The following is a 19,692-nucleotide window of genomic DNA, read 5'->3' on the forward strand; positions in this document are numbered from 1 at the left end:
TGACGCACAAGCTGTTCCGCATATCGGAACACACGTCGAACAGCGTCGCCGGATCGAAGGAGATCTCATGCCCCACAACGAGCAGCTCTACTCCCGAGTCGTCAACTTCGACGACGTGCCCGAGGAGGAGGCCCGCCGCGGCATCACCCGCAAGGCCTACGCCACCGACGAGGTGATGATCGTCTGGAACACCGTCGAGCAAGGTCTCGAGGTGCGCCCGCACTCGCACGACGACTTCGACCAGCTGGTGTTCATCCTCGAAGGCGAAGCCGACTACTTCGTCGACGGCGTCGCGCACGCCATGCGCCCGCGCGACCTGATGCTGGTGCCGCGCGGCGCCGAGCACTACATCGAGGTGACCAGCGGACCGTGCGTCAACATCGACATCTTCGTGCCGCCGCGTGAGGACTACGCTCACTTGACGAGATGGGTCGAACAGCTCGCCGCCGGTCAGCCGCTCACGATCGGAGTCGACGCGTGAGCCGCTCGGCGGCGTCGCCGCAGGAGCGCCGCTCCGTGCTGGGCGCGAGCTTCGGCTTCTTCGTCGACATGTTCGACATCTACCTGCCGGTGATCGCGCTCGCCCCCGCGCTGGCCTTCTTCATGCCGGACTCGATGGATGCGGGCGTCAAGGCGATCCTGGTGGGCCTCATCTTCGCCTCCACCCTGATCGCCCGGCCCATCGGCTCGATCGTCTTCGGCTGGATCGGCGACCGGATCGGGCGCAAGAAGGCCACCGTCATCGCGGTGGCGGGCGCCGGCGTCGGCACCGGCCTGATCGCGCTGCTCCCTGGCTACGAGCAGTTCGGCGTGCTCGCCGTGGTGCTGCTCATCGTGCTGCGCTTCGTCGACGGCGTCTTCCTCGGCGGCGAGTACACGGGCGCGGTGCCCCTCGCCATGGAGCACTCGGCGCGCCAGAACCGGGGGCGGAACGCCGGCCTGATCGCCTTCGGCTTCCCCGCTTCCTACGTGGTCATCTCCCTGCTGACGCTGGTGGTGCTGCAATTCGCTCCCGCGGGCGATCCGGGCTCGGCGTACTCGCAATGGGGCTGGCGCATCGCGTTCGGCATCGGCGCCCTCATCTCCTTCGCGTTCGCCTTCTACTACGCCCGCTCCGTGCACGAGTCGCCGGAGTGGCAGAAGACCGCGGCGCTCGCGCTCGCGTCCGGCGCCGCGAAGAAGCCGAATCCGCTGAAGGAACTGCTGACCGGCAAGCACCGGGTCGCGTTGCTGCAGGCCTTCATCCTGATGACCGGCGTCTGGTTCTCCTCGAACGCGGCGATCGTCATCCTGCCGCCCACGATCGCCGCCACGTCGGGGCTCACCGCGGTCGAGACCTCGCTCGCGCTGGTGCTCGCGTTCCTCGTGGTGTGCGTGGCGTATCCGCTGTTCGGGATGCTGTCGCAGCGGATCGGCCGCCGCGCCTTCTTCGCGTGGTGCGGCATCGCGTCGTTCCTCGCCATCCCGCTGTTCGTGCTGTTCGCGTCCGGCACGGTCACCGGGTTCTGGGCGGTCGCGGGTGTGGTCACGGCCATCGCCCTGCTCGGCATCCCGGCTTTCGGCGCGATCGGCGCCTACATGTCCGAGCGCTTCCCGATCTCCATTCGGGCGACGGGATACGGGGTGGGTTACTCGCTCGCTCTCATCATCCCGTCGTTCTACGCCTTCTACACCACGGGCCTGTCGGCGATCATGCCGCTGCAGTACACCCCGACGGTGCTGCTGGCGATCGGCGGCGCGCTGCTTCTCGTCGGTGGCCTGTGGAGTCCCGAGACCAAGGACATCGACCTCGGGGCGAGCGCCGATGACGTCATCGGTGGGGCTGCGGATGTCGCGGCGCCGAGCCCGGCGGAACGCAGCCGCATCCGTGCCGGCCGTTAGGCTGAACCGCGTGACGGACTCGGAGCAGCGGGAGAACCCCGGCAATCTGCAGGTCGTCGCGCGCACCGCCCAGGTGCTGCGGATGTTCGACGCGCAGCGGGCGGAGCTGCGCATCAACGATGTCGCCGAGGAGCTGCAGATCGGGCGCACCTCGGCGCACCGCTACCTCCAGTCCATGGCCGTCGAGGGTCTGCTGCAGCGGGTCGGCGACGGCTCCTACCGCCTCGGCCAGCTGCTCGCCGGGCTGGGAGCGACGATGCTCTCGAACACCCGCGTGGTCGAGATCGCCGAGCCGTTCCTCCGCCAGCTGGCCGAGGCCGGCGGCGAGACGGCCGTCCTCGGCATCTGGACCGGCGCGAACGCTGTGGCCGTGCTGTGCAAGGAGCCGCCCGGCAAGACGGTCAACATGACGGTGCGGATCGGCGCCGCACTCCGCGCCGACTCCGCTCAGGGCATCTGCTTCCTCAGTCATCTCGACGACGAAGCGACTCTGCCCCGGGCACTCCGGGGCACCGGGCTGGACCGCGCCGCCCTGCTCGAGCGGATCGCGGAGACCCGCAGCCGCGGCTACGCGCAGAGTGGCGCGGTGCTCCCCGGGGTCGGCGCGATCGCCGCCCCGGTGTTCGACGGCTCCGGCACGGTCACGGCCACCGTCGCCATCGTGTCGTCGCTCGAGACCCTGCAGGGCGAACGACTGAACGCACTCGCGACGGCGATGATCGCCACGGCGAACGCGGTCTCCCGGCAGCTCGGACACGAACCGGCCTAGGCGCGACCGCTCCCCGGAATCGATCAGCGTGGCGTCATCGAGGAACGCGATGCAGCAGGGTGCGGTTCTCAGGTCGGACTCGCGGATCCCGTCGACCAGCGCGCGGTACCCATCCTGCCCACGCAGCAGCTGCAGCGCAGCGCGACCTGACGCAGGGGTGGCCGATTCTGCGGATCGGAGCACACTGGAAAAGGTGCCGTGAACCGCACGGCGACGAAATAGGAGGTGCCCCGATGGGTGCAGACGACAAGATCCGCAACGCCGCGGAAGACCTGGGCGGCAAGGCCAAGGAAGCCTTCGGCAAGGCGACGGGCGACGACTCCAAGGTCGCCGAGGGCAAGGCCGACCAGACCAAGGCCGATGTGAAGCAGGCCGGCGAGAACGTCAAGGACGCCTTCAAGCACTGACGCGCATCCGCCGTCGAGGGAGCGCACGGCGCTGCGCCCCTCGACGCCGTCGGCGGCGGTGTCGGTGGCGGTGGCAGGATGGCGGCATGGCCACCCGGATGCTGCTGATGGCAGACACGCACGTGCCGAAGCGGGCGCGGCGGCTGCCTGACGCGGTGTGGGCCGCGGTCGACGCGGTCGACGTGGTCGTGCACGCGGGCGATTGGGTCGACGTCGCGACGCTCGATGCGCTCGAGTCCCGCGCCAAGCGCCTTGTGGGAGTGGTCGGCAACAACGACGGCCCGGATCTGCGCAAGCGGCTGCCGGAGGTGGCCCGGCTGAGCGTTGAGGCGCTGCGGTTCGCGGTGGTTCACGAGACCGGTTCGGCGACCGGGCGCGAGCGCCGCGCCGACGCAGCCTTCCCCGACACCGACGTGCTCGTGTTCGGGCACAGCCACATCCCCTGGGATTCGGTCACGCCCAACGGGATGAGGCTGCTCAACCCGGGCTCGCCGACCGATCGGCGCCGACAGCCCCACTGCACCTTCCTCACTCTCGTCGCCGACTCCGGCGAGCTGCGCGACGTCGAGTTCGTCGCGCTCTGAACGCTCCGCGGGGGCGCCCCCGACGCGGCGCCCGCACTCTGAGAGGGGCAGGCTGGAAGCATGGGTAGTGTCGGTCGCGGTCGATTCACGGCGCTGTGCGCGGTGCTCGCCATCGACCTGGCGGGGGTCGCCACGCTCGGCACCCTCGCTGCGGTCGCCGCGAACGACGCGGGCCGGGCACCGGTCGCGGCGGCATCCGAACTGTCGGCCGACGGCCGCGCCATCAGCGCCTGCACCGCAGTCGCCCTGCTCTCCTGGTTGCTCGCGGTGGTCGCCGTCATCGACGCCGCGCGCGGCCGCGCACCACACCTCGCCCGACGGTGGCTCTGGTTCGGTCTCGCCCTCAACACCGTCGGCGCCCTCGGGGTGGCGATCGCCTCCGCCGTCACCGCCGACGCCGAGGTACCGGCGGGCTTCGTCGCCGGCCTGGCGCTCGCGGTCGGCGGGGCTGCGGTCAGCCTCGCCTACCTGCTCCTCCTCCGCGGCGGAGGCGACCGCCCCTGAGCCCGCGTGATACCTGAACCCTGGCGAGCATGCCGGCCGAGGCGGATGCTGGAACGGTGAGCAGATCGGATGCCGGCGGGGTCGTGGTGCACACCTCCCCCGGGCCGGACAGCGGCGGGCTGCCGATCGTCATCGTGCCGGGCATCGGCATGTCGCACCGCTACAGCGAGCCCCTGCGCATGGCACTCGCCGGGTCGACGACGGTGTTCTCGCTCGACCTCCCCGGGTTCGCCGGCCGGCCCCGACCCGAGCGGCCGATGTCCGTCGGCGACCAGGCCACGGCGATCGCTGCAGCACTCGACGCACACGAGATCGGCCGGTGCGTCGTCGTCGGCCACTCGATGGGCACCCAGTTCGCGGTTGAGCTGGCACGGCGACGGCCCGAACTCGTCGATCGCCTCGTTCTTGCGGCGCCCGTCGTCGACCCGGGGCGGCGCACCGCCTGGCAGCAGGGCCTCGACCTGCTCCGTGACATGGTCGTCGAGTCGCCTCCCGCTGCAGCGATGGTGGTGAGCGACTTCCTCCGCACCGGTCCGCGCTGGTTCTTCAGCGCCCTCGGCGCCATGCTCGAGTACCGCACCGACGTCGCCGTCGAGGCGGTGACCTGCCCGGTGCTCGTGGTGCGCGGCGAGCGCGACCCGATCGCCCGGCGGCCGTGGTGCGCCGCCCTGGCACGACGCGCCGCCGGCCAACTGCGCGAATTCGCCGGCGCCGGGCACGTGCTGCAGCACACGGCGCCGGATGCGCTGGCCGCCACGATCACCGACTTCGCTTCGCACGGCGCGCGAAACGGCAACCGATGAGCGCGCACCTCGACCGGGCACGCTGGTGGGCGGAGGACTACGCCACCGCCGGCGGGTTGCTGCTCGGGGGCCTCACCTCGCGGATCGATCCGAGCAGCTACCGGTCGGGCAATCGCCGCCCGTGCGTCGTGATCCCGGGGGTGTATGAGAGCTGGCACTTCATGTTGCCGATCATCCGCGCCCTGCACGAGCACGGGCATCCGGTGCACGTCGTCACCGAGTTGCGCCACAACCGCGCACCCGTGAGCGACGGCGCCGAGCTCGTGGCACGGTTCGTGACCGACGAAGGACTCGACGACGTGTTCATCGCCGCCCACAGCAAGGGCGGCCTGATCGGCAAGTTCGCGATGCTGCGGCTCGACCCCGAACGGCGGTTCGTGCGGATGGTCGCCATCGCCACGCCGTTCTCGGGGAGCCGGTATGCGAACTGGGCACCGAACCGCACTCTGCGCGCCTTTCGCGCGACCGATCCCGTCACCACGGCGCTCGCGGCCGAGGACGTCGTGAACGACCGCATCACCTCGGTGTACCCGGCGTTCGACCCGATCATCCCGGAATCGAGCGTGCTACCCGGCGCGCGCAACGTGGAGGTGGCGGGCGGCGGGCACTTCCGCGTGTTACGTGAACGGCGCACGCTGGAGATCGTGCTGGCGGAAGCCGACGCCTAGTCGCGTGCGCCCCACCGCGAGCGGAGGAACGAGCCGACGAAGATGTTGACGAGCAGCGGCACGATCAGGAAGATGGCGAGCCCGACCATCCAGGCGTTCGTGCCCCGGAAGATGAGGAGGCCCGCCAACGCCACGACCCCGGCGGCGATGGAGCTGAGGATGGCGCGGCGCTTCACCCGAGCCGACCAGGCGGAGCCGACTCCGATCATCACGAGACCGCCGATCCAGCCGAGCACCGGTGCGAGGTACCAGCCCGCGGTGAGCACGACGGCCGTGATCGTGGGATAGACGAGCGAGCGGGGCGGCTCAGGGTTCAGCGCCTGGGCCTCCGCGGTGGCGTCGGCGGCGATCGCTCGCGCGTCGCCCAGTTCGGCGATGCGCGCCCGGGCGTCGTCGTCGCTCAGCCCGTCGAGTTCGCCCGAGATGTCGGCGAGCAGGTCGGCGCGCACCGCGGCCGGAGCGGCCGCGAGGGCGGTGCCGAGCTCGTCCAGGTACCGCTGGGCGGGGAGGCTTCGGGTGGGGCGGGTGGTCATGTCGTCTTCTTTCGTCTCAGTCTGTGGGGGGCGCGGTGATGCGGTCGACGGCCGCCGCGAACGGCTCCCATTGGGTGCGGAACTGCTCGAGCTGCAGCCGCCCCTCCTCGGTGAGCGTGTAGTACTTGCGCGGCCGGGCGGAGTCGTCCGCGGCCGGATCGACGTGCGCCACGATCAGGCGTTGGTCGCGCAGCCGCCCGAGCAAGGGGTAGAGCGTGCCGATGCTGCCGATCAGTCCGAGCTCGACGAGCTCTTCGGAGATCTTCCAGCCGTAGGCCGGCGCTCGCCGCAGGATGCCGAGCACGCAGTACTCGACGACCCCCTTGCGCAACTGGGCTCCGACATCACTTACCATGCAATGCAGCATATGCTGCCATGCACGCTATCGCAACAGGCCCGGCCCCTCCGGGCGCGGTCGGCAGCACTCGCCATACTCCGGCCGGGCGGGAGTATTCAGGCCAGGAGGGCGTGCAAGGCGGTGGCGACCGCGTAGATGCCGACGCCCGCGATCGCGCCCACCACGGTGCCGTTGATACGGATGAACTGCAGGTCGCGACCCACCTGCAGCTCGATCTTCTGCGTGGTCTCCCGCGCATCCCACCGCTGCACGGTGTCGCTGATCACCGATGCGAGGTCGTGGCGGTACTTCTGCACCGCGTAGCCCGCCGCGTCGGCGATCCACGCGTCGATCTTCGCCGCCAGCGCCCGGTCGGCCGACAGCCGCACTCCCACATCCACCAGCGCAGAGGTCGCGGCCGACCGCAGTTCGCTCGCCGGGTCGGCGAGTGCGTCGCCCAGCGCCGCCTTGATCGCGCCCCAGAGCTGCCCGGCGAACGACCGCAGCCGGGGGCTCGCCAGGAACTCGGCCTTGATCTCCTCCACCCGCTCCCCCAGCGCCGGGTCGTGCTGCAGCCGCTCGGCGAGGTCGGCGAGGTAGCCGTCGATCGCGAGGCGCAGCGGATGCTCGGGGTCGTCCCGCACCGCCCGCAACAAGCCCACCAGCTCCTTGTGCGCCCGCTCGTCGGCGAGGCCCTTCGCGAAGCCCGGAACCCAGCGGGGCAGCCGGGTCGACACGACTTCGCCCAGGGCATCCGGATGCTCGGTCAACCAGGTCTCGGCCGCGTCGACCAGCCCGTCGACCACTGCGCGCTGCTGGCCCGACGCCACGAGTTCGGCGCCCACCCGGCCGATGGTCGGCGCCCATTCCCGGTCGAAGAGGTGCGTTCGGGCCAGCCGCTCGATCAGACCCTCGACGTCGCGGTCACCGAGAAAGCGCAGCAGCCCCTGCGCCACCACGGCGCCCTCCGCACTCAGCCGCTCGGCGTGCGCCGGGTCGGCGAGCCAGGCCCCCGCACGGTCGGCCACGCTGAAGGTGGCGAGCTTGCTGCGCACCACCTCGTCGGAGAGGAAATTCTGATCGACGAACTCGCCCAGGCTCACGCCGATCTCGTCTTTGCGGTTCGGGATGATCGCGGTGTGCGGAATCCGCAAGCCGAGCGGATGCCGGAACAGCGCCGTCACCGCGAACCAGTCCGCGAGCGCCCCCACCATCGCCCCCTCGGCGGCCGCCCGAACGAACGCCAGCCACGGGTACCGGTCCTGCAGCGCGAACGCGACCGCGAACACCGCTGCGGCGACCACGAGCAGCGCGGTGGCGAGCGCCTTCATCCGCCGCAGCGCGCTCCGCCGAGCGGCGTCTCCCTCACTCACCACCGCCTCGCGTGCGCTCCCGCTCATCGCACTCCTCCCGCCGGCCGCACCTCAACCGTACGAGCCTGCCCGCGCATCCGCACGCAACTCCGATTGCACACCTGCAACGTGAGTTGCGAGATTTGTATTGTGGTCATGCTATTAATACCAATGAATGAATGGTGACGCCCGAGACGAGGGGAACGACATGACCGACCACCGGCCTGGAACACCGAGCAAGCACCACACCGTCGGCGCCGACGGCCGGGCGTGGCCGTTCGGCGAATCGATCGATCCGCTCAACGCGCCCGTGCTCGACCGCTACCGGTTCATCGACAACATCCCCCTGCGGGGGTTCACGATCAACGGGCGCCCAGCGCTCACCCAGATCGACCCGGCGGCCGTTGGCGACTTCGTGGTGCTGGTTGTGCGTGATCCGCTCTGCGACTACACCTCCGACCCGGCCGAGCAGTTCGCCGAGCACCTCGACGACGTGGTGCTGGCCGGCAAGTCCGGCATGTTCACCACGTTCAGCGGCACCTACAAGGGCGCGACCGTCTCGGTGGTCAGCGGCGGGTCCGGCTCCCCCGAGGCCGAACTGGCCCTCGTCGACCTCTTCGAGTACACCGACGCCCACACCTTCCTGCGGGTGGGCGGATCGGGTGGCATGCACCCGTCGGTGAACCCCGGAGACCTGGTGATCGCATCCGGAGTGGTGCGCGACGAGGGGATGACGGCGAGCTACGTGCCGCCCTCCTACCCCGCGGCCGCGGCCCCCGAGCTCGTGCTCGCGCTCACTGAGGCGGCGATCGAGAGCGGCCACGCCTTCCACGTCGGCACCATCCGGTCCGCCGACTCCGATTACGTGCAGGGCGGCCGCCCCTCGGCGGCCGGCTACTTCCAGCCCTGGCACCTCGACGTGGCCGAGAGCTGGATTCGCGCCGGCGTCCTGAACGGCGACCGCGAATCAGCGGCCGTCGTCACCTTGGCCCGGCTGTTCGGCAAGCGCGGCGGCTCCATCTGCTCGGTCGCCGACAACCTCTCGACCGGCGCGGAGTTCACGAGCGGCGCCGGCCACCTGAACGCCATGGCCGTGGCCCTCGAGGGCATCGCCAAGCTCGCGCAGATGGACCGCGAGCGCGACGCAGCCGGGTACCCGATGTGGGTGCCGTCGCTGCGGACGGCGTGACCGCACAGCCGCAGCGTTCGCCTCAGGGGACGGCAGGAGCCAGCACCTCGCGGCACCAAGTGCGGAAGTCGGTGGGGGCGATGATCGCCCTCCCCCAGTCCTCGTCATAGATTCCGTCGTCCTGCGCGGCGAACATCTGCACCAGGTCGGTGACCGCCTGCTCGCTCGCGCCGCGCGCCCGGGCCATCCCCGCCAGGTCGTCCAGGGTCATGCGCTGGTAGGCCTCCGGGCGGCCGAGTTCCTGCGAGATGACTTCGGCCATCCTGCCAGGGGTGAGACGGTCGGGACCGAAGACGGGCTCGTTCTCCTGGCCGGCCCAGTCGAGATCGGTGAGGAGGTGCGCCGCGTGAACCGCGATGTCGCGCGTGGCGATCATGGCGAGCGGCTGGTCGGCGGCGCAGGTCAGGGAGAAGACGCCGTGCTCGAGCATGACGCCGAGCTGCGACTGCAGGTTCTCCATGTAGAACGGCAGGGAGATTCCGCGGTAGGCCGCACCCGAGCTCATCAGCTCGTCGTCCATCGCGAAGGCGGCGGAGAGCACGCCGGCCGGCGCGGGCCAGCCGTGCCCGGCACTGGTCACCCCCACCACGTGCCCGATGCCGTGCCGCCGGATCGCCTCCGCACCGGGCCGCGCGAAGGCGAGGTAGTGCTCCTCGGCGCTGGGCGCCGCCGGGTTCGGCGGCACCAACCAGAACAGGGCGTCGGCGCCGGGCAGCGCTCGATCGAGCACCGCGGGATCGGCGTGCGAGCCCTCGACCACGCGCACCCGGTCGAGCAGCCGGGCATCCAGACCCGCCGGGTTCCTGACCACGACCGTCACCTCGGCCCCGCGATCAAGCAGATCTGCGGTGAGGCGCGCCCCGATGCGGCCGGTGGGTGTGGTGACGACGATCATCGCTTCTCCTAATGTGAACCGTAATTCCGCTTCCGAATATACGCTTCACCGACAGGAGTCGTCAATTACAGTGAGAGCACCATGAACCGTCCCGAGCGAACGCTGCGAGCGGATGCCCGGCGCAACCGCGAGGCCATCCTCGACGCCGCCGCCGCCCTGTTCGCGCAGCACGGCGGCGACGTGCAGATGGAGGACATCGCCGCCGCGGCGGGCGTGGGCGTGGGAACGCTCTACCGGCACTTCGTTGACAAACGCACGCTGCGCGCGGCGATCATCGGGCGCCGCTTCGCCACGATGACCGCACTCGCCGAAGAGGCCGAGCAGCTCGACGAGGCCTGGGCGGCGTTCACGTCCCTGCTCGACGGGTATCTCGCTGCAGCCGAGCCCGATGCGGCGTTCCGGCTCGCCATCCTCGGCCCGGAGGAGCCGGCGTGGCGGGACATAGAGGCCGAGAAGCATGCGTTCTCGGCCGTCGTCGAACGCATCGTGCGGCGCGCTGTCGACGCGGGCGCGCTCCGTGCCGACTTCCGCGCGGACGACTTCATCCTGATCACCCGCGGCGCGATGGCCAACATGACGGGCACCGGCGACTGGCGCCGGCACCTCGCCCTCCAGCTCGACGGCATCGCGGCGGCCGCGCCGGGCGAGCGGCCGCCAGGACAGGCGGGCGCTCAGTAGCCGATCTTGCCCGTGCGGTTGTGGAGCTCACCCGTGGGCCCGTCGGGGCCAATGGTCGCAAGCTTCACCGTCGCATCCGTTCCCTCCGTCACGGTCTGGTGCCCGGCGTAGCCGTTGAGGGCGGTGGCTGTGTAACCCGGGTCGCTCGCGTTGATGCGGAAGCCGGGCAGGCTCTTCGCGTACTGCACGGTGAGCGCGATGACCGCGGCCTTCGAGGCCGGGTACGCCACCACCCCCACGTGGAACTCGTCATGCTGCGGGTCGAGCAGCCACTGCGGGAGGCCGACGCCCGAGGCCACGTTCACGATGACGGGCGAGGCGGATGCGCGGAGCTTCGGCAGCGCGGCCTGCGTCACGCGCACGATGCCGACCACGTTGGTGTCGAGCACGAGGGTCATCTCGGCGGCGTCGAGGCCGTCGAGGGTGGGTCGGGTGCCGACGATGCCGGCGTTGTTGACGAGCACGTCGAGTTCGGGGATGCTCGCGAGCGCCGCATCGACGCTCGCCTGGTCGGTCACGTCGAGCTGCACCGGAATGGCACCGAACGCGCGGGCGGGTTCGGCGTCGTCGAGGGAGCGCATGCCGGCGTAGACGGTGTGGCCCGCCTCGCGGAGGCGGCGGACGGTCTCGAGACCGAGGGAGCGGCTGGCGCCCGTGATGAGTGTCGTTGTCATGCATCGAGCCTCGCCCCGGCCGGTGGCCGCCGACAGGTACTGCCGGTACCACCCGGCCCGACGGCAGGCGGGCGCACAATGGACTGGTGACCGAATTGGCGACCCTGCTGCGCAGCTGGCGCGATCGCGTGCGCCCCGAAGAGGCGGGGTTGCCCGGTGGCCCGGCCCGCCGCACGCCGGGCCTGCGCCGCGAAGAGCTCGCGATGCTGGCCGGCATCAGCGTCGACTACGTCGTGCGGCTCGAGCAGGGTCGCGCCCAGCATCCGTCACCCCAGATGCTGAGTGCGCTGGCCCGGGCGCTGCGGCTCACCGACGACGAGCGCGACCACCTCTTCCGGGTGGCGGATGCGGCACCGCCGTCCCGCGACCAGGTGCCGCGGCACATCGCCCCGGGAGTGCAGCGCATCGTCGACCGGCTGGGCGACACGCCCGTCTCGGTGCACTCGGCGGCCTGGGACACCCTGCTCGTGAATCAGCTCTGGATCACTCTGTTCGGCGATCCGGCGAAACTCTCCGCGCTCGAGCGCAACATCCCGTGGCAGCAGTTCGTGCTGGGCATCCACCAGGTCGAGTTCGACGACCGGCACTCCGTCGAGTTCGACGCCGACCTCGCGGCCGACCTCCGCACCGCCGCGCGGCGATACCCCGGCGACCGCGGTCTCGCGACGCTCGTGGCCCGGCTGCGCGCCGAGTCGCCGCGCTTCGCGGCCCTGTGGGAGTCGGCGCACATCGCCGAGCATCGTTCCACCCGCAAGACGATCCTCGGCACGCCGGCGGGCCCCATCGCGGTCGACTGCGACGTGCTCACCGTGCCGGGGCACGACCTGCGCATCGTGGTCTATTCGGCGATGCCGGGCAGCGAGGATGCGAGCAAGCTCGACCTCCTGCGGGTGGCAGGTCGGATGCCCGCGACCACGCACTGAGTCACGAGTCACCGCAGCGCCGCGGTGTCCTGGCTCGGCGGGAGGCCGAACGCCCGCCGGTACTCCCGGCTGAACTGCGAGGCGCTCTCGTAGCCGACCGCGTACGCCGTGCCGGCGACATCGCCCGGGGTCGCCAGCAGCCGCAAGCGCGCCTCCTGCAACCGGATGCTCTTCTGGTACTGGATCGGGCTCATCGCCGTCACCGCGTGGAACGCCCGGTGGAAGGCCGACGGGCTCATTCGCGCGAGCTGCGCCAGTTCCTCGACGCGCAAGGACTCGGTGAAGTGGTCGCGCATCCAGCGCACGACGTGGCGCACGCGACTCACGTTGCTGTCGGCGAGGCCGAGCTGCCGTACGGTCGCGCCCTGCTCGCCTGACATCACCAGCCAGAGGATCTCCCGCTCCACGAGCGGCGCCAGCACGGGGATGTCGCGCGGGCTGTCCAACAATCTCAGCATGCGGATGACGGCATCGAGCAGACGATCCGATGCGCGGCCGACTGCGACTGCAGGCGGGGACACCTCTCCCCTGGCAGGGCGGAGAAAGTCGGCCGCCGCCGGGCTCAGCATCAGCTCGGCCACCACCTCGGGACGCAGCTCGAGCCCGAAGCCGAGCGCCGGGAACTGCGGGCTCGCCTCGGTGAACCGACCCGAGACCGGGAGATCGAGCGACGCGACGAGGTAATCGCCCGGCCCGTAGTCGTGGATCGCACCGCCGACCGAGAGCCGCTTGGTGCCTTGCGCGACCACCGCGAGGATCGTACCCGTGGTCGACTCCTCCGGCGAGCCCGGGCCGGTCATCCGGGAGACGACCACGCCCGGGATGACCGAGGGCACGAGCCCCGACCGGGCATGGCGATCGACCAGCTCGCGGAACTCGGGCATCGACACACGGTGAGTCAACCACAACGGGGAGCGGGCTGGCCCGGATCTGGCGAATCGAGCAGGATCAGGCAAGAACCCCAGAGCTTTCCCCTCACGCCCACCAGTCGATCCGCGCTTGTCTGGAGGCATGACCAAGAACCTCACAGACCACGTCGTCATCATCACCGGAGCGAGCGCTGGGATCGGCCAGGGGGCCGCGCTCGCGATCGCCGCCCGCGGTGCCGGAGTCATCGCGACCTACCACTCGCATCCGGAGGGTGCAGACGAGATCGTCTCGACCATCAAGGCGAACGGTGGCCGGGCGGTCGCGCTGCCGCTCGACATCGGCCGCACCGAGACCTTCCCCGCGTTCCGGGAGCAGGTGAGCACCGCGCTGGCCGACGAGTTCGACACCGCGAGCATCCGTGGTCTCGTGAACAATGCCGGCTTCGGCGGCGGCTTCGCCTTCGACGAGATGACCGAGGAAGCCTTCGACCGCTACTACCGGGTGCTGCTTCGCGGCCCCTACTTCCTCACCCAGACCCTCCTGCCCCTGCTGTCGGACGGCGGCTCGATCGTCAACGTGTCGAGCAGTTCGGTGCGGCCCGGCGACACGACGGTGGGCTACTCGGGGTACGCGGCGATGAAGGCGGGGCTCACGACGGCGACCCGCTATCTCGCGAAGGAACTCGCGGTGCGCGGCATCCGGGTCACCTCGATCGCACCCGGCCCGACGCGCACCCGCCTCGGCGGCGACGCGTTCGAGAAGTACCCGGAGGTGATCGACGAGCTCGCCGCGAAGACGGTGCTCGGCCGGATCGGCGAGCCCGCGGACATCGGCGCGGTGATCGCATTCCTCCTCTCCGACGACGCCGCATGGATCACGGGCGAGGAGATCCAGGTCTCGGGCGGATACGCGCTGTGAGGGCGGTGGTCAGCCGCGAGGGCGACCGCGTCACCACCCTCGAGCTGTTCTTCGACCTGGCGTTCGTCTTCGCGTTCACCCAGGTCAGCCGGCTCATGGCGCAGGAGCACGACGCGCTCGGCGTGGCGCAGGCGCTCGTCATCCTGACGCTGCTGTGGTGGTCGTGGACGGCCTACGGCTGGCTGACCAACCTCGCCCACGCCGACCAGGGCGTGCTGCGCATCGCAATGGTCGTCGGCATGACCGCGATCTTCGTCGCCGGACTCGTGGTGGTCGAGGCGTACGACGATCTGCCGGGCGGCCTGTTCGCGCCGATCGTATTCGTGGCCGCCTATCTCGTCGCCCGGGTCGCGCATGCGATCGTGTTCGTCTGGCTCTCGGAGCCGCGGCTCCGGCGCCGCACGCTGCTCACGGTGACGCTGTCGGTGGCCCCGTCGGCCGTGCTCCTCATCGCGGGCGCGCTGCTCGGTTCGCCGTGGCAGCTCTGGTTCGCCATCGCGGCGGTGGCGGTCGAGCCGATCGTGTCCTACCGCAGCAGTGTCGGGGTCGACTGGCCGGTGCGCTCCACCGCCCACTTCACCGAGCGCCACGGACTGATCGTCATCCTGGCCCTCGGCGAGTCCCTGCTCGGCATCGGTTCCGGGGTGGCCACCGAGCCGGTGAGTGTGGCCATCCTGAGTGGTGCAGCCGTGTCGATGCTCATTGCCGTCGGACTCTGGTGGGCCTACTTCACCCGCCTCGCGCCCGCCGCCGAGCAGGCACTCGTCGCCCTGCCGCCGCCTCGCCGAGCGCGACCCGCGACCGACGCCTACACCTACCTGCACCTCGTGCTCGTCGCCGGCATCGTGCTCGTCGCCCTCGGGCTGGAGGTCGCCATGGCACACGTCGAGACGATGGCGCCGTTCGGCTGGTTCGGCGCGGTCGCGCTGGGCGGCGGGGTCGCCTGCTACCTCAGCGGGACGGCCGTCTTCGCCCGCCGATTGCTCGGTGCCGCGCACGCTGGCGGGTACCGCCTGCGCTTCGTCGCGGCGGCGGCGTTCGTCGCGCTCGTTCCGGCTCTGGCGTGGCTGCCGCCGATCGTGGCGTTGACCTGTACCGCCTCGGCCCTGCTCGCGCTGCTCATCCTCGAGCGCGCCCGCGACACCGCTGCGCGAGTTCCAGGGCGAGGTGCGACTGCTGCGCCCAGGGCCATCGGGTGACCCGGTTACACTCAGGCATGCCACGCAACGCTCCCGGCCCTGCCACGCTTCAGAACAGTGGGCGACAGAGCCCAGGCGAACCGGATCGCGACTCGACCTGGCCGAGACGGCGCTGATCGCATGAACAATGACAGCCTTCGGCCGGAGGTCATCGGCATCGAGGAGCACTGGACGCTCGACCGCATCGATCGGGCGCTGCGGGAGTTGCCGCCGGAGCGCGCCGACGACAGCCTCGTGCTCAACGAGCACGGCGACGCCGCGAGCCGGCTCGCCGACATCGGCGCCGGCCGGCTGGCGACGATGGACGAGCAGGGCGTCGATCTGCAGATCCTCTCGCTCGCGCCGCCCGGCGCGCAGGGGGTGGGCACGGCCGACGCCATTGCCCTCTGCCGCGACGCGAACGACACGGCCGCGGCCGCGGTGCGCGCGCATCCGGATCGCTTCCGGGCGATGGCCACGCTCCCGTTGGCCGACCCGGCCGCCGCTGCCGCCGAGCTCGAACGCGCCGTGCAGCTCGGCTCGACGGGCGTCATGGTCTACGGCCGGGTCGGCGACGTGCTGCTCGACGACCCGCGGTTCGACGACCTCTGGGCGGTGGCCGAGCGACTTCAGCAGCCCGTGTTCATCCACCCGCAGATCCCGAGCGACGGCACCCGGGCCGCGTCCTACCGGGGTCTCGGCGAGCCGGCCGACCTCGCGCTCGCGACCTACTCCTGGGGTTGGCACCTCGAAGCCGGGACTGCGGCGCTGCGGCTGATGGGCCGAGGCGTGCTCGACCGGCACCCGGGCCTGCAACTGGTGCTCGGGCACTGGGGTGAGCTGCTGCTGTTCTGGCACCAGCGCGCCGACGGCCTCGCCCGCGCCGCGGGGCTCGAGCGCTCCGTGACGGAGTATCTGCGCGACAACGTGTGGATCACGGCCTCCGGGATGCTCGACCCGGCCCTGCTCCGGCACGCGCTCGCGGTCACCACCGCCGACCGCATCCTGTTCTCTACCGACTACCCGTTCCAGCGGCCCACCCGGGAGCAGATCGACGGATTCTTCGCCGAGCTGCCCGACGACGGGGCGCGAACCGCGTTCGCCTCGGGGAACGCGCGGCGGCTGTTCGCGCTCGGCGCGAGGAGCGACTGAGCGACTGAGGGGTTCGGCGCCGAGAGGGTGCCGTCAGGCCGCCGTCGACGTGGGCGCCGCGGCCGGCGACCAGCCGGGCTCACGCAACGCCGGGCAGTGCTCCGGGGTCGGGTGATGCGCGATGTGGATGACGCGGTCGAGTGCGTCGCGCGCCGCCGCGAGATCGGCCATGGCCGCCGTGATGCGCTGCCGCTCGGCCGCCAGCAGTTCGAACGTCTCGGGTGACGACACGCCGGCGTCGACGCACGGGAGCACCTTCCGCACGGTGCGGCTCGACAATCCGGCGGTGAAGAGCTGCTGGATCAGCCGCACGCGCTCCACCGCCGACTCGGGGTACTCCCGCTGACCGCCGACGGTGCGTTCGGATGCGAGCAGACCCTGCTGCTCGTAATAACGCAGCGACCGCGTGCTCACGCCGGCCCGGCGTGCAACCTCACCGATGCGCATCGACCTCTCCATCCCGTCTCCCCTCGCCCGACTTGACCTTGACGTCGATGTCAACTCTTAGGGTAGCTGACGGCCGACCACGTGCGGCCGGCGGGACGATCCTCCCGCCTCGACCAGAAAGCCAGGAACTCATGAACATCACCGACCAGATCGCCCTCGTCACCGGAGCAGGCCGCGGCATCGGGCGGCAGTTCGTGCTCGAACTGCTCGAGCGCGGCGCCCAGAAGGTGTACGCCACCGGGCGCCGTCTGGAGAGCCTCGATTTCGACGACGCCCGGGTCGTTCCGCTGCGGCTCGATCTGCTCGACCACGACTCGGTCGTCGCAGCCCTGCAGGCCGCACCCGACCTGACCCTGCTCGTCAACAACGCCGGCATCGCGACCGGCGCCGACCTCGTCACCGGCGAGCTGGCTGAGATCCGCCGCGAGCTGGACACGCACTTCTGGGGCACGCTCGACGTCATCCGCGCCGCCGCCCCCACTCTTGCCGCGAACGGCGGCGGGGCGATCGTGAACATCCTGTCGGCGCTGTCGTGGTTCGCCACGCGGGGCGCAGGCGGCTACGCGGCCGCGAAGGCCGCCGAGTGGAACCTCACGAATGCGGTGCGACTCGAACTGGCCGGGCAGGGCACTCTCGTGCAGGGCGTGCTGCTCGGGGCGGCCGACACCGACATCATGGCCGACTACGCAGGCCCGAAGATCGACCCGCGTACCGTTGCACGGCGCTCGCTCGACGGCCTGGCGGAGGGGGCGATCGAGGTGATCGTCGACGACTGGACGGCTATGGTGAAGGCCGCCGTGGCCGGCGACCGGGCGGAGTTCTACACGAAGCTCGGCGGTCTGCTCTGAGCGTCGCGGAGAAGCTCAGCGACTGGCACTGAGACGCCGGCGTGGGGCCCGGCGGATGATCGCATCCGCTGAGCCCCGCGCGTGCCGTTCTGACGACCCGGTCAGCTGAGAACGATGACCTTGCCGGCGATGCGCCCGGCCGCCCCCTCGGCGTGCAGCGCGGGCAGCTCGGCGAGCGGGATGCGCCGGGTGACCTCGACCGTCAGCGCCCCCTCGTCGACGAGCTCGACGAGCTCGGCCAGACGCTCTCGGTTGGGCTGCACGAAGACCGTCGCGGCGCTCACACCGCGGCTCTCGTCGCTCGGCGTGGCCATGAACGCGGTGGTGCTGACGACGATGCCGCCGTCGCGCACCGCGGCCACGTACCGGGCGAACTGCTCGGGCTCGATCGGAGCGAGGTTGAGCAACACGTCCACCTGCCCGTCGACGGCGTCGAGCACATCCGTCGCCGTGTGGTCGATCACCTCGTCGGCGCCGGCGGCGCGCACCGCGGCCTCGCTGCGCGGGCTCGCCGTCGCGGTCACGTGCACGCCGGCCCGCTTGGCGAGCTGGATGGCGTACTTCCCCACCACCCCGCCCGCGCCGACGATCAGCACCCGCTGGCCGGCCTCGAGGCGACCCTCGTCGAACAAGCCCTGCCAGGCGGTGAGCGCCACCGAGGGAAGGGCTGCGGCATCCGCCAGCGGGATGCTCGACGGCGCCGCGACGAGCGCCTCGGCGGGGGCGATCGTGTACTCGGCCGCGCCGCCGTTGCGCTCCATCGGGAGGAACCCGATGACGGTGTCGCCGACGCGGAGGCCGGTCACGCCCTCGCCGAGCTCGTCGATCGTGCCCGAGACGTCGTAGCCGGGGATGTGCGGCAACTCGATCGGGATCGGCAGGAAGCCCCCGCGCATGCCGTTGTCGGCGGCGTTGTACGCGGATGCGGCGACGCGCAGCCGCACCTGGCCCGGCCCGGGCGCCGGCCGGTCGATCTCGACCACCTCGAGCACCTCGGGTCCGCCGACGTGCTCGAACTGCACTGCCTTCATGATGTCCACCTCTCGTCAAGTGCTTCGAGTTTGAAGCAACTGCCGAAACACTAACACTGCTTCGAATTTGAAGCAAGCGCGGTTTACACTGGGATCATGACGTCGACTCCCCGAACGCTCTCGCCCGATCAGCTGAGCGCTTACCTGGCGCTCACCGAGGTGAGTTCGCTGCTGCGCCCGGCCGTGGAGCGGCAGCTCCGTGACGTCGGCGAGCTGAGTTACGTGCAGTTCCAGCTGCTCGCCCGCCTCGGCGATTCCCCCGGCGGCCATCTGCGGATGACCGATCTCGCCGACGGCGTCGTCTACAGCCGCAGCGGGCTGACCTACCAGGCCCAACTGCTCGAACAGCGCGGTCTCATCACCCGCTCACCGTCACCCGACGACGAACGCAGCACGCTCGTCACGCTGACCGATGCCGGGCGCGCGGTGCTGGCCGCCGTCTTCCCCGGCCACATCGACACCGTGCACGGCCTGCTGTTCGACCCGCTGTCCGCCGACGACGCGGCCGAGCTCGCCCGCATCCTCGGCGCCGTCAGCACCCACCTCCGCAAGGCGCCACCCCGCTCCGCGGCCCGCGGGCGGCGCGCCTAAGGAGCGTCGATCGGGCCGCAGTCGGCGAGCGCGTCGGTCACCTCGTCGAGCGCCGCGTGCTGGTCGGCAACGGCGTCCGGCGCACCGACGACGAGCGGAGCGTCGAGGTAGGTGTCGACCAGCCGTACGACGTCGCTGTAGGCGTCGCGCACGCGCTGCACCGCAGCCGTCGTCGTCGGGGTGGCGAGTTCGTCGGCGGCGTCGCCCACGTCGCCGGCCACGCGCTGCACCGCCGAGAGAGCACTGCCCGGGCTGTCGGCGGCGAACTGCCAATCGTCCTTCAGGTACACGAAGAGGTAGTCCTCGGTGAGCGGAACGAAGCGGTCGCACTGCTCGGCGGTGAGGCCCTCCTGCCGGGGTGGGCCGCCTGCCCCGCAGGCGGCGAGCACGAGCACGAGAGGCAGCGCGACCAGCACGCCCACCCGCCCCGTGATCCGCACCTTCCCAGAATGCCACCCTG

At 71.1% G+C, this 19,692-nt stretch carries 25 protein-coding genes; 16 read left to right on the forward strand and 9 right to left on the reverse strand.

Annotated features, from left to right (window positions below; all coding sequences use genetic code 11):
• Window positions 1-67 precede the first annotated feature (67 nt).
• From AC3WLB_RS16260 to AC3WLB_RS16295, 8 genes are all read left to right on the forward strand, one after another.
• On the forward strand, window positions 68-481 hold the full coding sequence (locus AC3WLB_RS16260) for a cupin domain-containing protein (protein WP_492507726.1): 414 nt from the start codon (window positions 68-70) through the stop codon (window positions 479-481).
• Window positions 478-1,881: an MFS transporter gene (locus AC3WLB_RS16265; RefSeq protein ID WP_492507728.1), complete on the forward strand. Its 1,404-nt coding sequence runs from the start codon at window positions 478-480 to the stop codon at window positions 1,879-1,881. Before AC3WLB_RS16260 ends, AC3WLB_RS16265 begins: the two co-directional genes overlap by 4 nt.
• A 10-nt stretch (window positions 1,882-1,891) precedes the next feature.
• Window positions 1,892-2,650: an IclR family transcriptional regulator gene (locus AC3WLB_RS16270; protein WP_492507730.1), complete on the forward strand. Its 759-nt coding sequence runs from the start codon at window positions 1,892-1,894 to the stop codon at window positions 2,648-2,650.
• 233 nt (window positions 2,651-2,883) lie between these two features.
• Window positions 2,884-3,057 carry a CsbD family protein gene (locus AC3WLB_RS16275; RefSeq protein WP_022896219.1) on the forward strand — a complete coding sequence of 58 codons (174 nt, stop codon included), beginning with the start codon at window positions 2,884-2,886 and terminating at the stop codon, window positions 3,055-3,057.
• Between the two features lie 86 nt (window positions 3,058-3,143).
• Window positions 3,144-3,641 carry a metallophosphoesterase family protein gene (locus tag AC3WLB_RS16280; RefSeq protein WP_492507732.1) on the forward strand — a complete coding sequence of 166 codons (498 nt, stop codon included), beginning with the start codon at window positions 3,144-3,146 and terminating at the stop codon, window positions 3,639-3,641.
• A gap of 60 nt (window positions 3,642-3,701) precedes the next feature.
• Window positions 3,702-4,145 carry a hypothetical protein gene (locus AC3WLB_RS16285; protein WP_492507734.1) on the forward strand — a complete coding sequence of 148 codons (444 nt, stop codon included), beginning with the start codon at window positions 3,702-3,704 and terminating at the stop codon, window positions 4,143-4,145.
• 56 nt (window positions 4,146-4,201) lie between these two features.
• The gene (locus AC3WLB_RS16290; RefSeq protein ID WP_492507736.1) at window positions 4,202-4,948 is read left to right on the forward strand and encodes an alpha/beta fold hydrolase; all 747 of its coding nucleotides are present in this window, start codon (window positions 4,202-4,204) and stop codon (window positions 4,946-4,948) included.
• Complete coding sequence (locus tag AC3WLB_RS16295; RefSeq protein ID WP_492507738.1) at window positions 4,945-5,616, forward strand: esterase/lipase family protein; 672 nt, start codon at window positions 4,945-4,947, stop codon at window positions 5,614-5,616. The genes AC3WLB_RS16290 and AC3WLB_RS16295 overlap by 4 nt, the downstream gene beginning before the upstream one ends.
• Here AC3WLB_RS16295 and AC3WLB_RS16300 read toward each other — a convergent pair.
• From AC3WLB_RS16300 to AC3WLB_RS16310, 3 genes are all read right to left on the reverse strand, one after another.
• The gene (locus tag AC3WLB_RS16300) at window positions 5,613-6,149 is read right to left on the reverse strand and encodes a hypothetical protein (protein ID WP_492507740.1); all 537 of its coding nucleotides are present in this window, start codon (window positions 6,147-6,149) and stop codon (window positions 5,613-5,615) included. The genes AC3WLB_RS16295 and AC3WLB_RS16300 overlap by 4 nt on opposite strands.
• 16 nt (window positions 6,150-6,165) lie before the next feature.
• Complete coding sequence (locus AC3WLB_RS16305) at window positions 6,166-6,504, reverse strand: PadR family transcriptional regulator (RefSeq protein WP_492507742.1); 339 nt, start codon at window positions 6,502-6,504, stop codon at window positions 6,166-6,168.
• A gap of 98 nt (window positions 6,505-6,602) precedes the next feature.
• A complete protein-coding gene (locus AC3WLB_RS16310) occupies window positions 6,603-7,886 on the reverse strand; it encodes a DUF445 domain-containing protein (RefSeq protein ID WP_492507744.1) in 1,284 nt (427 codons plus the stop codon).
• A 160-nt stretch (window positions 7,887-8,046) separates the two neighbouring features.
• Between AC3WLB_RS16310 and AC3WLB_RS16315 the strand changes: the two genes are divergently transcribed.
• Window positions 8,047-9,027, forward strand: coding sequence for a phosphorylase family protein (locus AC3WLB_RS16315; RefSeq protein ID WP_492507746.1), 981 nt, complete (start codon window positions 8,047-8,049; stop codon window positions 9,025-9,027).
• 22 nt (window positions 9,028-9,049) lie between these two features.
• Here AC3WLB_RS16315 and AC3WLB_RS16320 read toward each other — a convergent pair whose 3' ends face one another.
• The gene (locus AC3WLB_RS16320) at window positions 9,050-9,922 is read right to left on the reverse strand and encodes an NAD(P)H-binding protein (protein WP_492507748.1); all 873 of its coding nucleotides are present in this window, start codon (window positions 9,920-9,922) and stop codon (window positions 9,050-9,052) included.
• Window positions 9,923-10,003: 81 nt separating this feature from the next.
• Here AC3WLB_RS16320 and AC3WLB_RS16325 point away from each other — a divergent pair, with 81 nt between their 5' ends.
• Window positions 10,004-10,600 carry a TetR/AcrR family transcriptional regulator gene (locus tag AC3WLB_RS16325; RefSeq protein WP_492507750.1) on the forward strand — a complete coding sequence of 199 codons (597 nt, stop codon included), beginning with the start codon at window positions 10,004-10,006 and terminating at the stop codon, window positions 10,598-10,600.
• On the opposite strand, the gene AC3WLB_RS16330 is transcribed toward AC3WLB_RS16325, so the two are convergent.
• Complete coding sequence (locus AC3WLB_RS16330; protein ID WP_492507752.1) at window positions 10,594-11,274, reverse strand: SDR family NAD(P)-dependent oxidoreductase; 681 nt, start codon at window positions 11,272-11,274, stop codon at window positions 10,594-10,596. The genes AC3WLB_RS16325 and AC3WLB_RS16330 overlap by 7 nt on opposite strands.
• 86 nt (window positions 11,275-11,360) lie before the next feature.
• Between AC3WLB_RS16330 and AC3WLB_RS16335 the strand changes: the two genes are divergently transcribed.
• On the forward strand, window positions 11,361-12,197 hold the full coding sequence (locus AC3WLB_RS16335; RefSeq protein ID WP_492507754.1) for a helix-turn-helix transcriptional regulator: 837 nt from the start codon (window positions 11,361-11,363) through the stop codon (window positions 12,195-12,197).
• An 8-nt stretch (window positions 12,198-12,205) separates the two neighbouring features.
• Here the strand turns inward: AC3WLB_RS16335 and AC3WLB_RS16340 are convergent, their stop codons facing one another.
• On the reverse strand, window positions 12,206-13,081 hold the full coding sequence (locus AC3WLB_RS16340; protein ID WP_492507756.1) for an AraC family transcriptional regulator: 876 nt from the start codon (window positions 13,079-13,081) through the stop codon (window positions 12,206-12,208).
• 127 nt (window positions 13,082-13,208) lie between these two features.
• Here AC3WLB_RS16340 and AC3WLB_RS16345 point away from each other — a divergent pair, with 127 nt between their 5' ends.
• The 3 genes from AC3WLB_RS16345 to AC3WLB_RS16355 all read left to right on the forward strand — a co-directional run bounded on the left by AC3WLB_RS16345 (window position 13,209) and on the right by AC3WLB_RS16355 (window position 16,315).
• On the forward strand, window positions 13,209-13,985 hold the full coding sequence (locus AC3WLB_RS16345) for an SDR family NAD(P)-dependent oxidoreductase (protein WP_492507758.1): 777 nt from the start codon (window positions 13,209-13,211) through the stop codon (window positions 13,983-13,985).
• Entirely contained in the window at window positions 13,982-15,184 is a 1,203-nt protein-coding gene (locus tag AC3WLB_RS16350) for a low temperature requirement protein A (protein ID WP_492507760.1), read from the forward strand. The genes AC3WLB_RS16345 and AC3WLB_RS16350 overlap by 4 nt, the downstream gene beginning before the upstream one ends.
• Window positions 15,185-15,304: 120 nt before the next feature.
• Window positions 15,305-16,315 carry an amidohydrolase family protein gene (locus AC3WLB_RS16355; protein WP_492507762.1) on the forward strand — a complete coding sequence of 337 codons (1,011 nt, stop codon included), beginning with the start codon at window positions 15,305-15,307 and terminating at the stop codon, window positions 16,313-16,315.
• Between the two features lie 33 nt (window positions 16,316-16,348).
• Here the strand turns inward: AC3WLB_RS16355 and AC3WLB_RS16360 are convergent, their stop codons facing one another.
• Complete coding sequence (locus tag AC3WLB_RS16360) at window positions 16,349-16,762, reverse strand: MerR family transcriptional regulator (RefSeq protein ID WP_492507764.1); 414 nt, start codon at window positions 16,760-16,762, stop codon at window positions 16,349-16,351.
• A 131-nt stretch (window positions 16,763-16,893) separates the two neighbouring features.
• Here AC3WLB_RS16360 and AC3WLB_RS16365 point away from each other — a divergent pair, with 131 nt between their 5' ends.
• On the forward strand, window positions 16,894-17,610 hold the full coding sequence (locus AC3WLB_RS16365) for an SDR family oxidoreductase (RefSeq protein WP_492507765.1): 717 nt from the start codon (window positions 16,894-16,896) through the stop codon (window positions 17,608-17,610).
• 101 nt (window positions 17,611-17,711) lie between these two features.
• Here AC3WLB_RS16365 and AC3WLB_RS16370 read toward each other — a convergent pair whose 3' ends face one another.
• The gene (locus tag AC3WLB_RS16370) at window positions 17,712-18,641 is read right to left on the reverse strand and encodes an NADP-dependent oxidoreductase (RefSeq protein ID WP_492507767.1); all 930 of its coding nucleotides are present in this window, start codon (window positions 18,639-18,641) and stop codon (window positions 17,712-17,714) included.
• Window positions 18,642-18,737: 96 nt separating this feature from the next.
• On the opposite strand from AC3WLB_RS16370, the gene AC3WLB_RS16375 reads away from it, so the two are divergent.
• Entirely contained in the window at window positions 18,738-19,232 is a 495-nt protein-coding gene (locus AC3WLB_RS16375) for a MarR family winged helix-turn-helix transcriptional regulator (protein WP_492507769.1), read from the forward strand.
• Here the strand turns inward: AC3WLB_RS16375 and AC3WLB_RS16380 are convergent.
• Entirely contained in the window at window positions 19,229-19,672 is a 444-nt protein-coding gene (locus AC3WLB_RS16380; protein WP_492507771.1) for a hypothetical protein, read from the reverse strand. The two genes, AC3WLB_RS16375 and AC3WLB_RS16380, sit on opposite strands and share 4 nt — an antisense overlap.
• Window positions 19,673-19,692: the final 20 nt, after the last annotated feature.

The organism is Herbiconiux sp. FW305-C-125 (assembly GCF_058783455.1).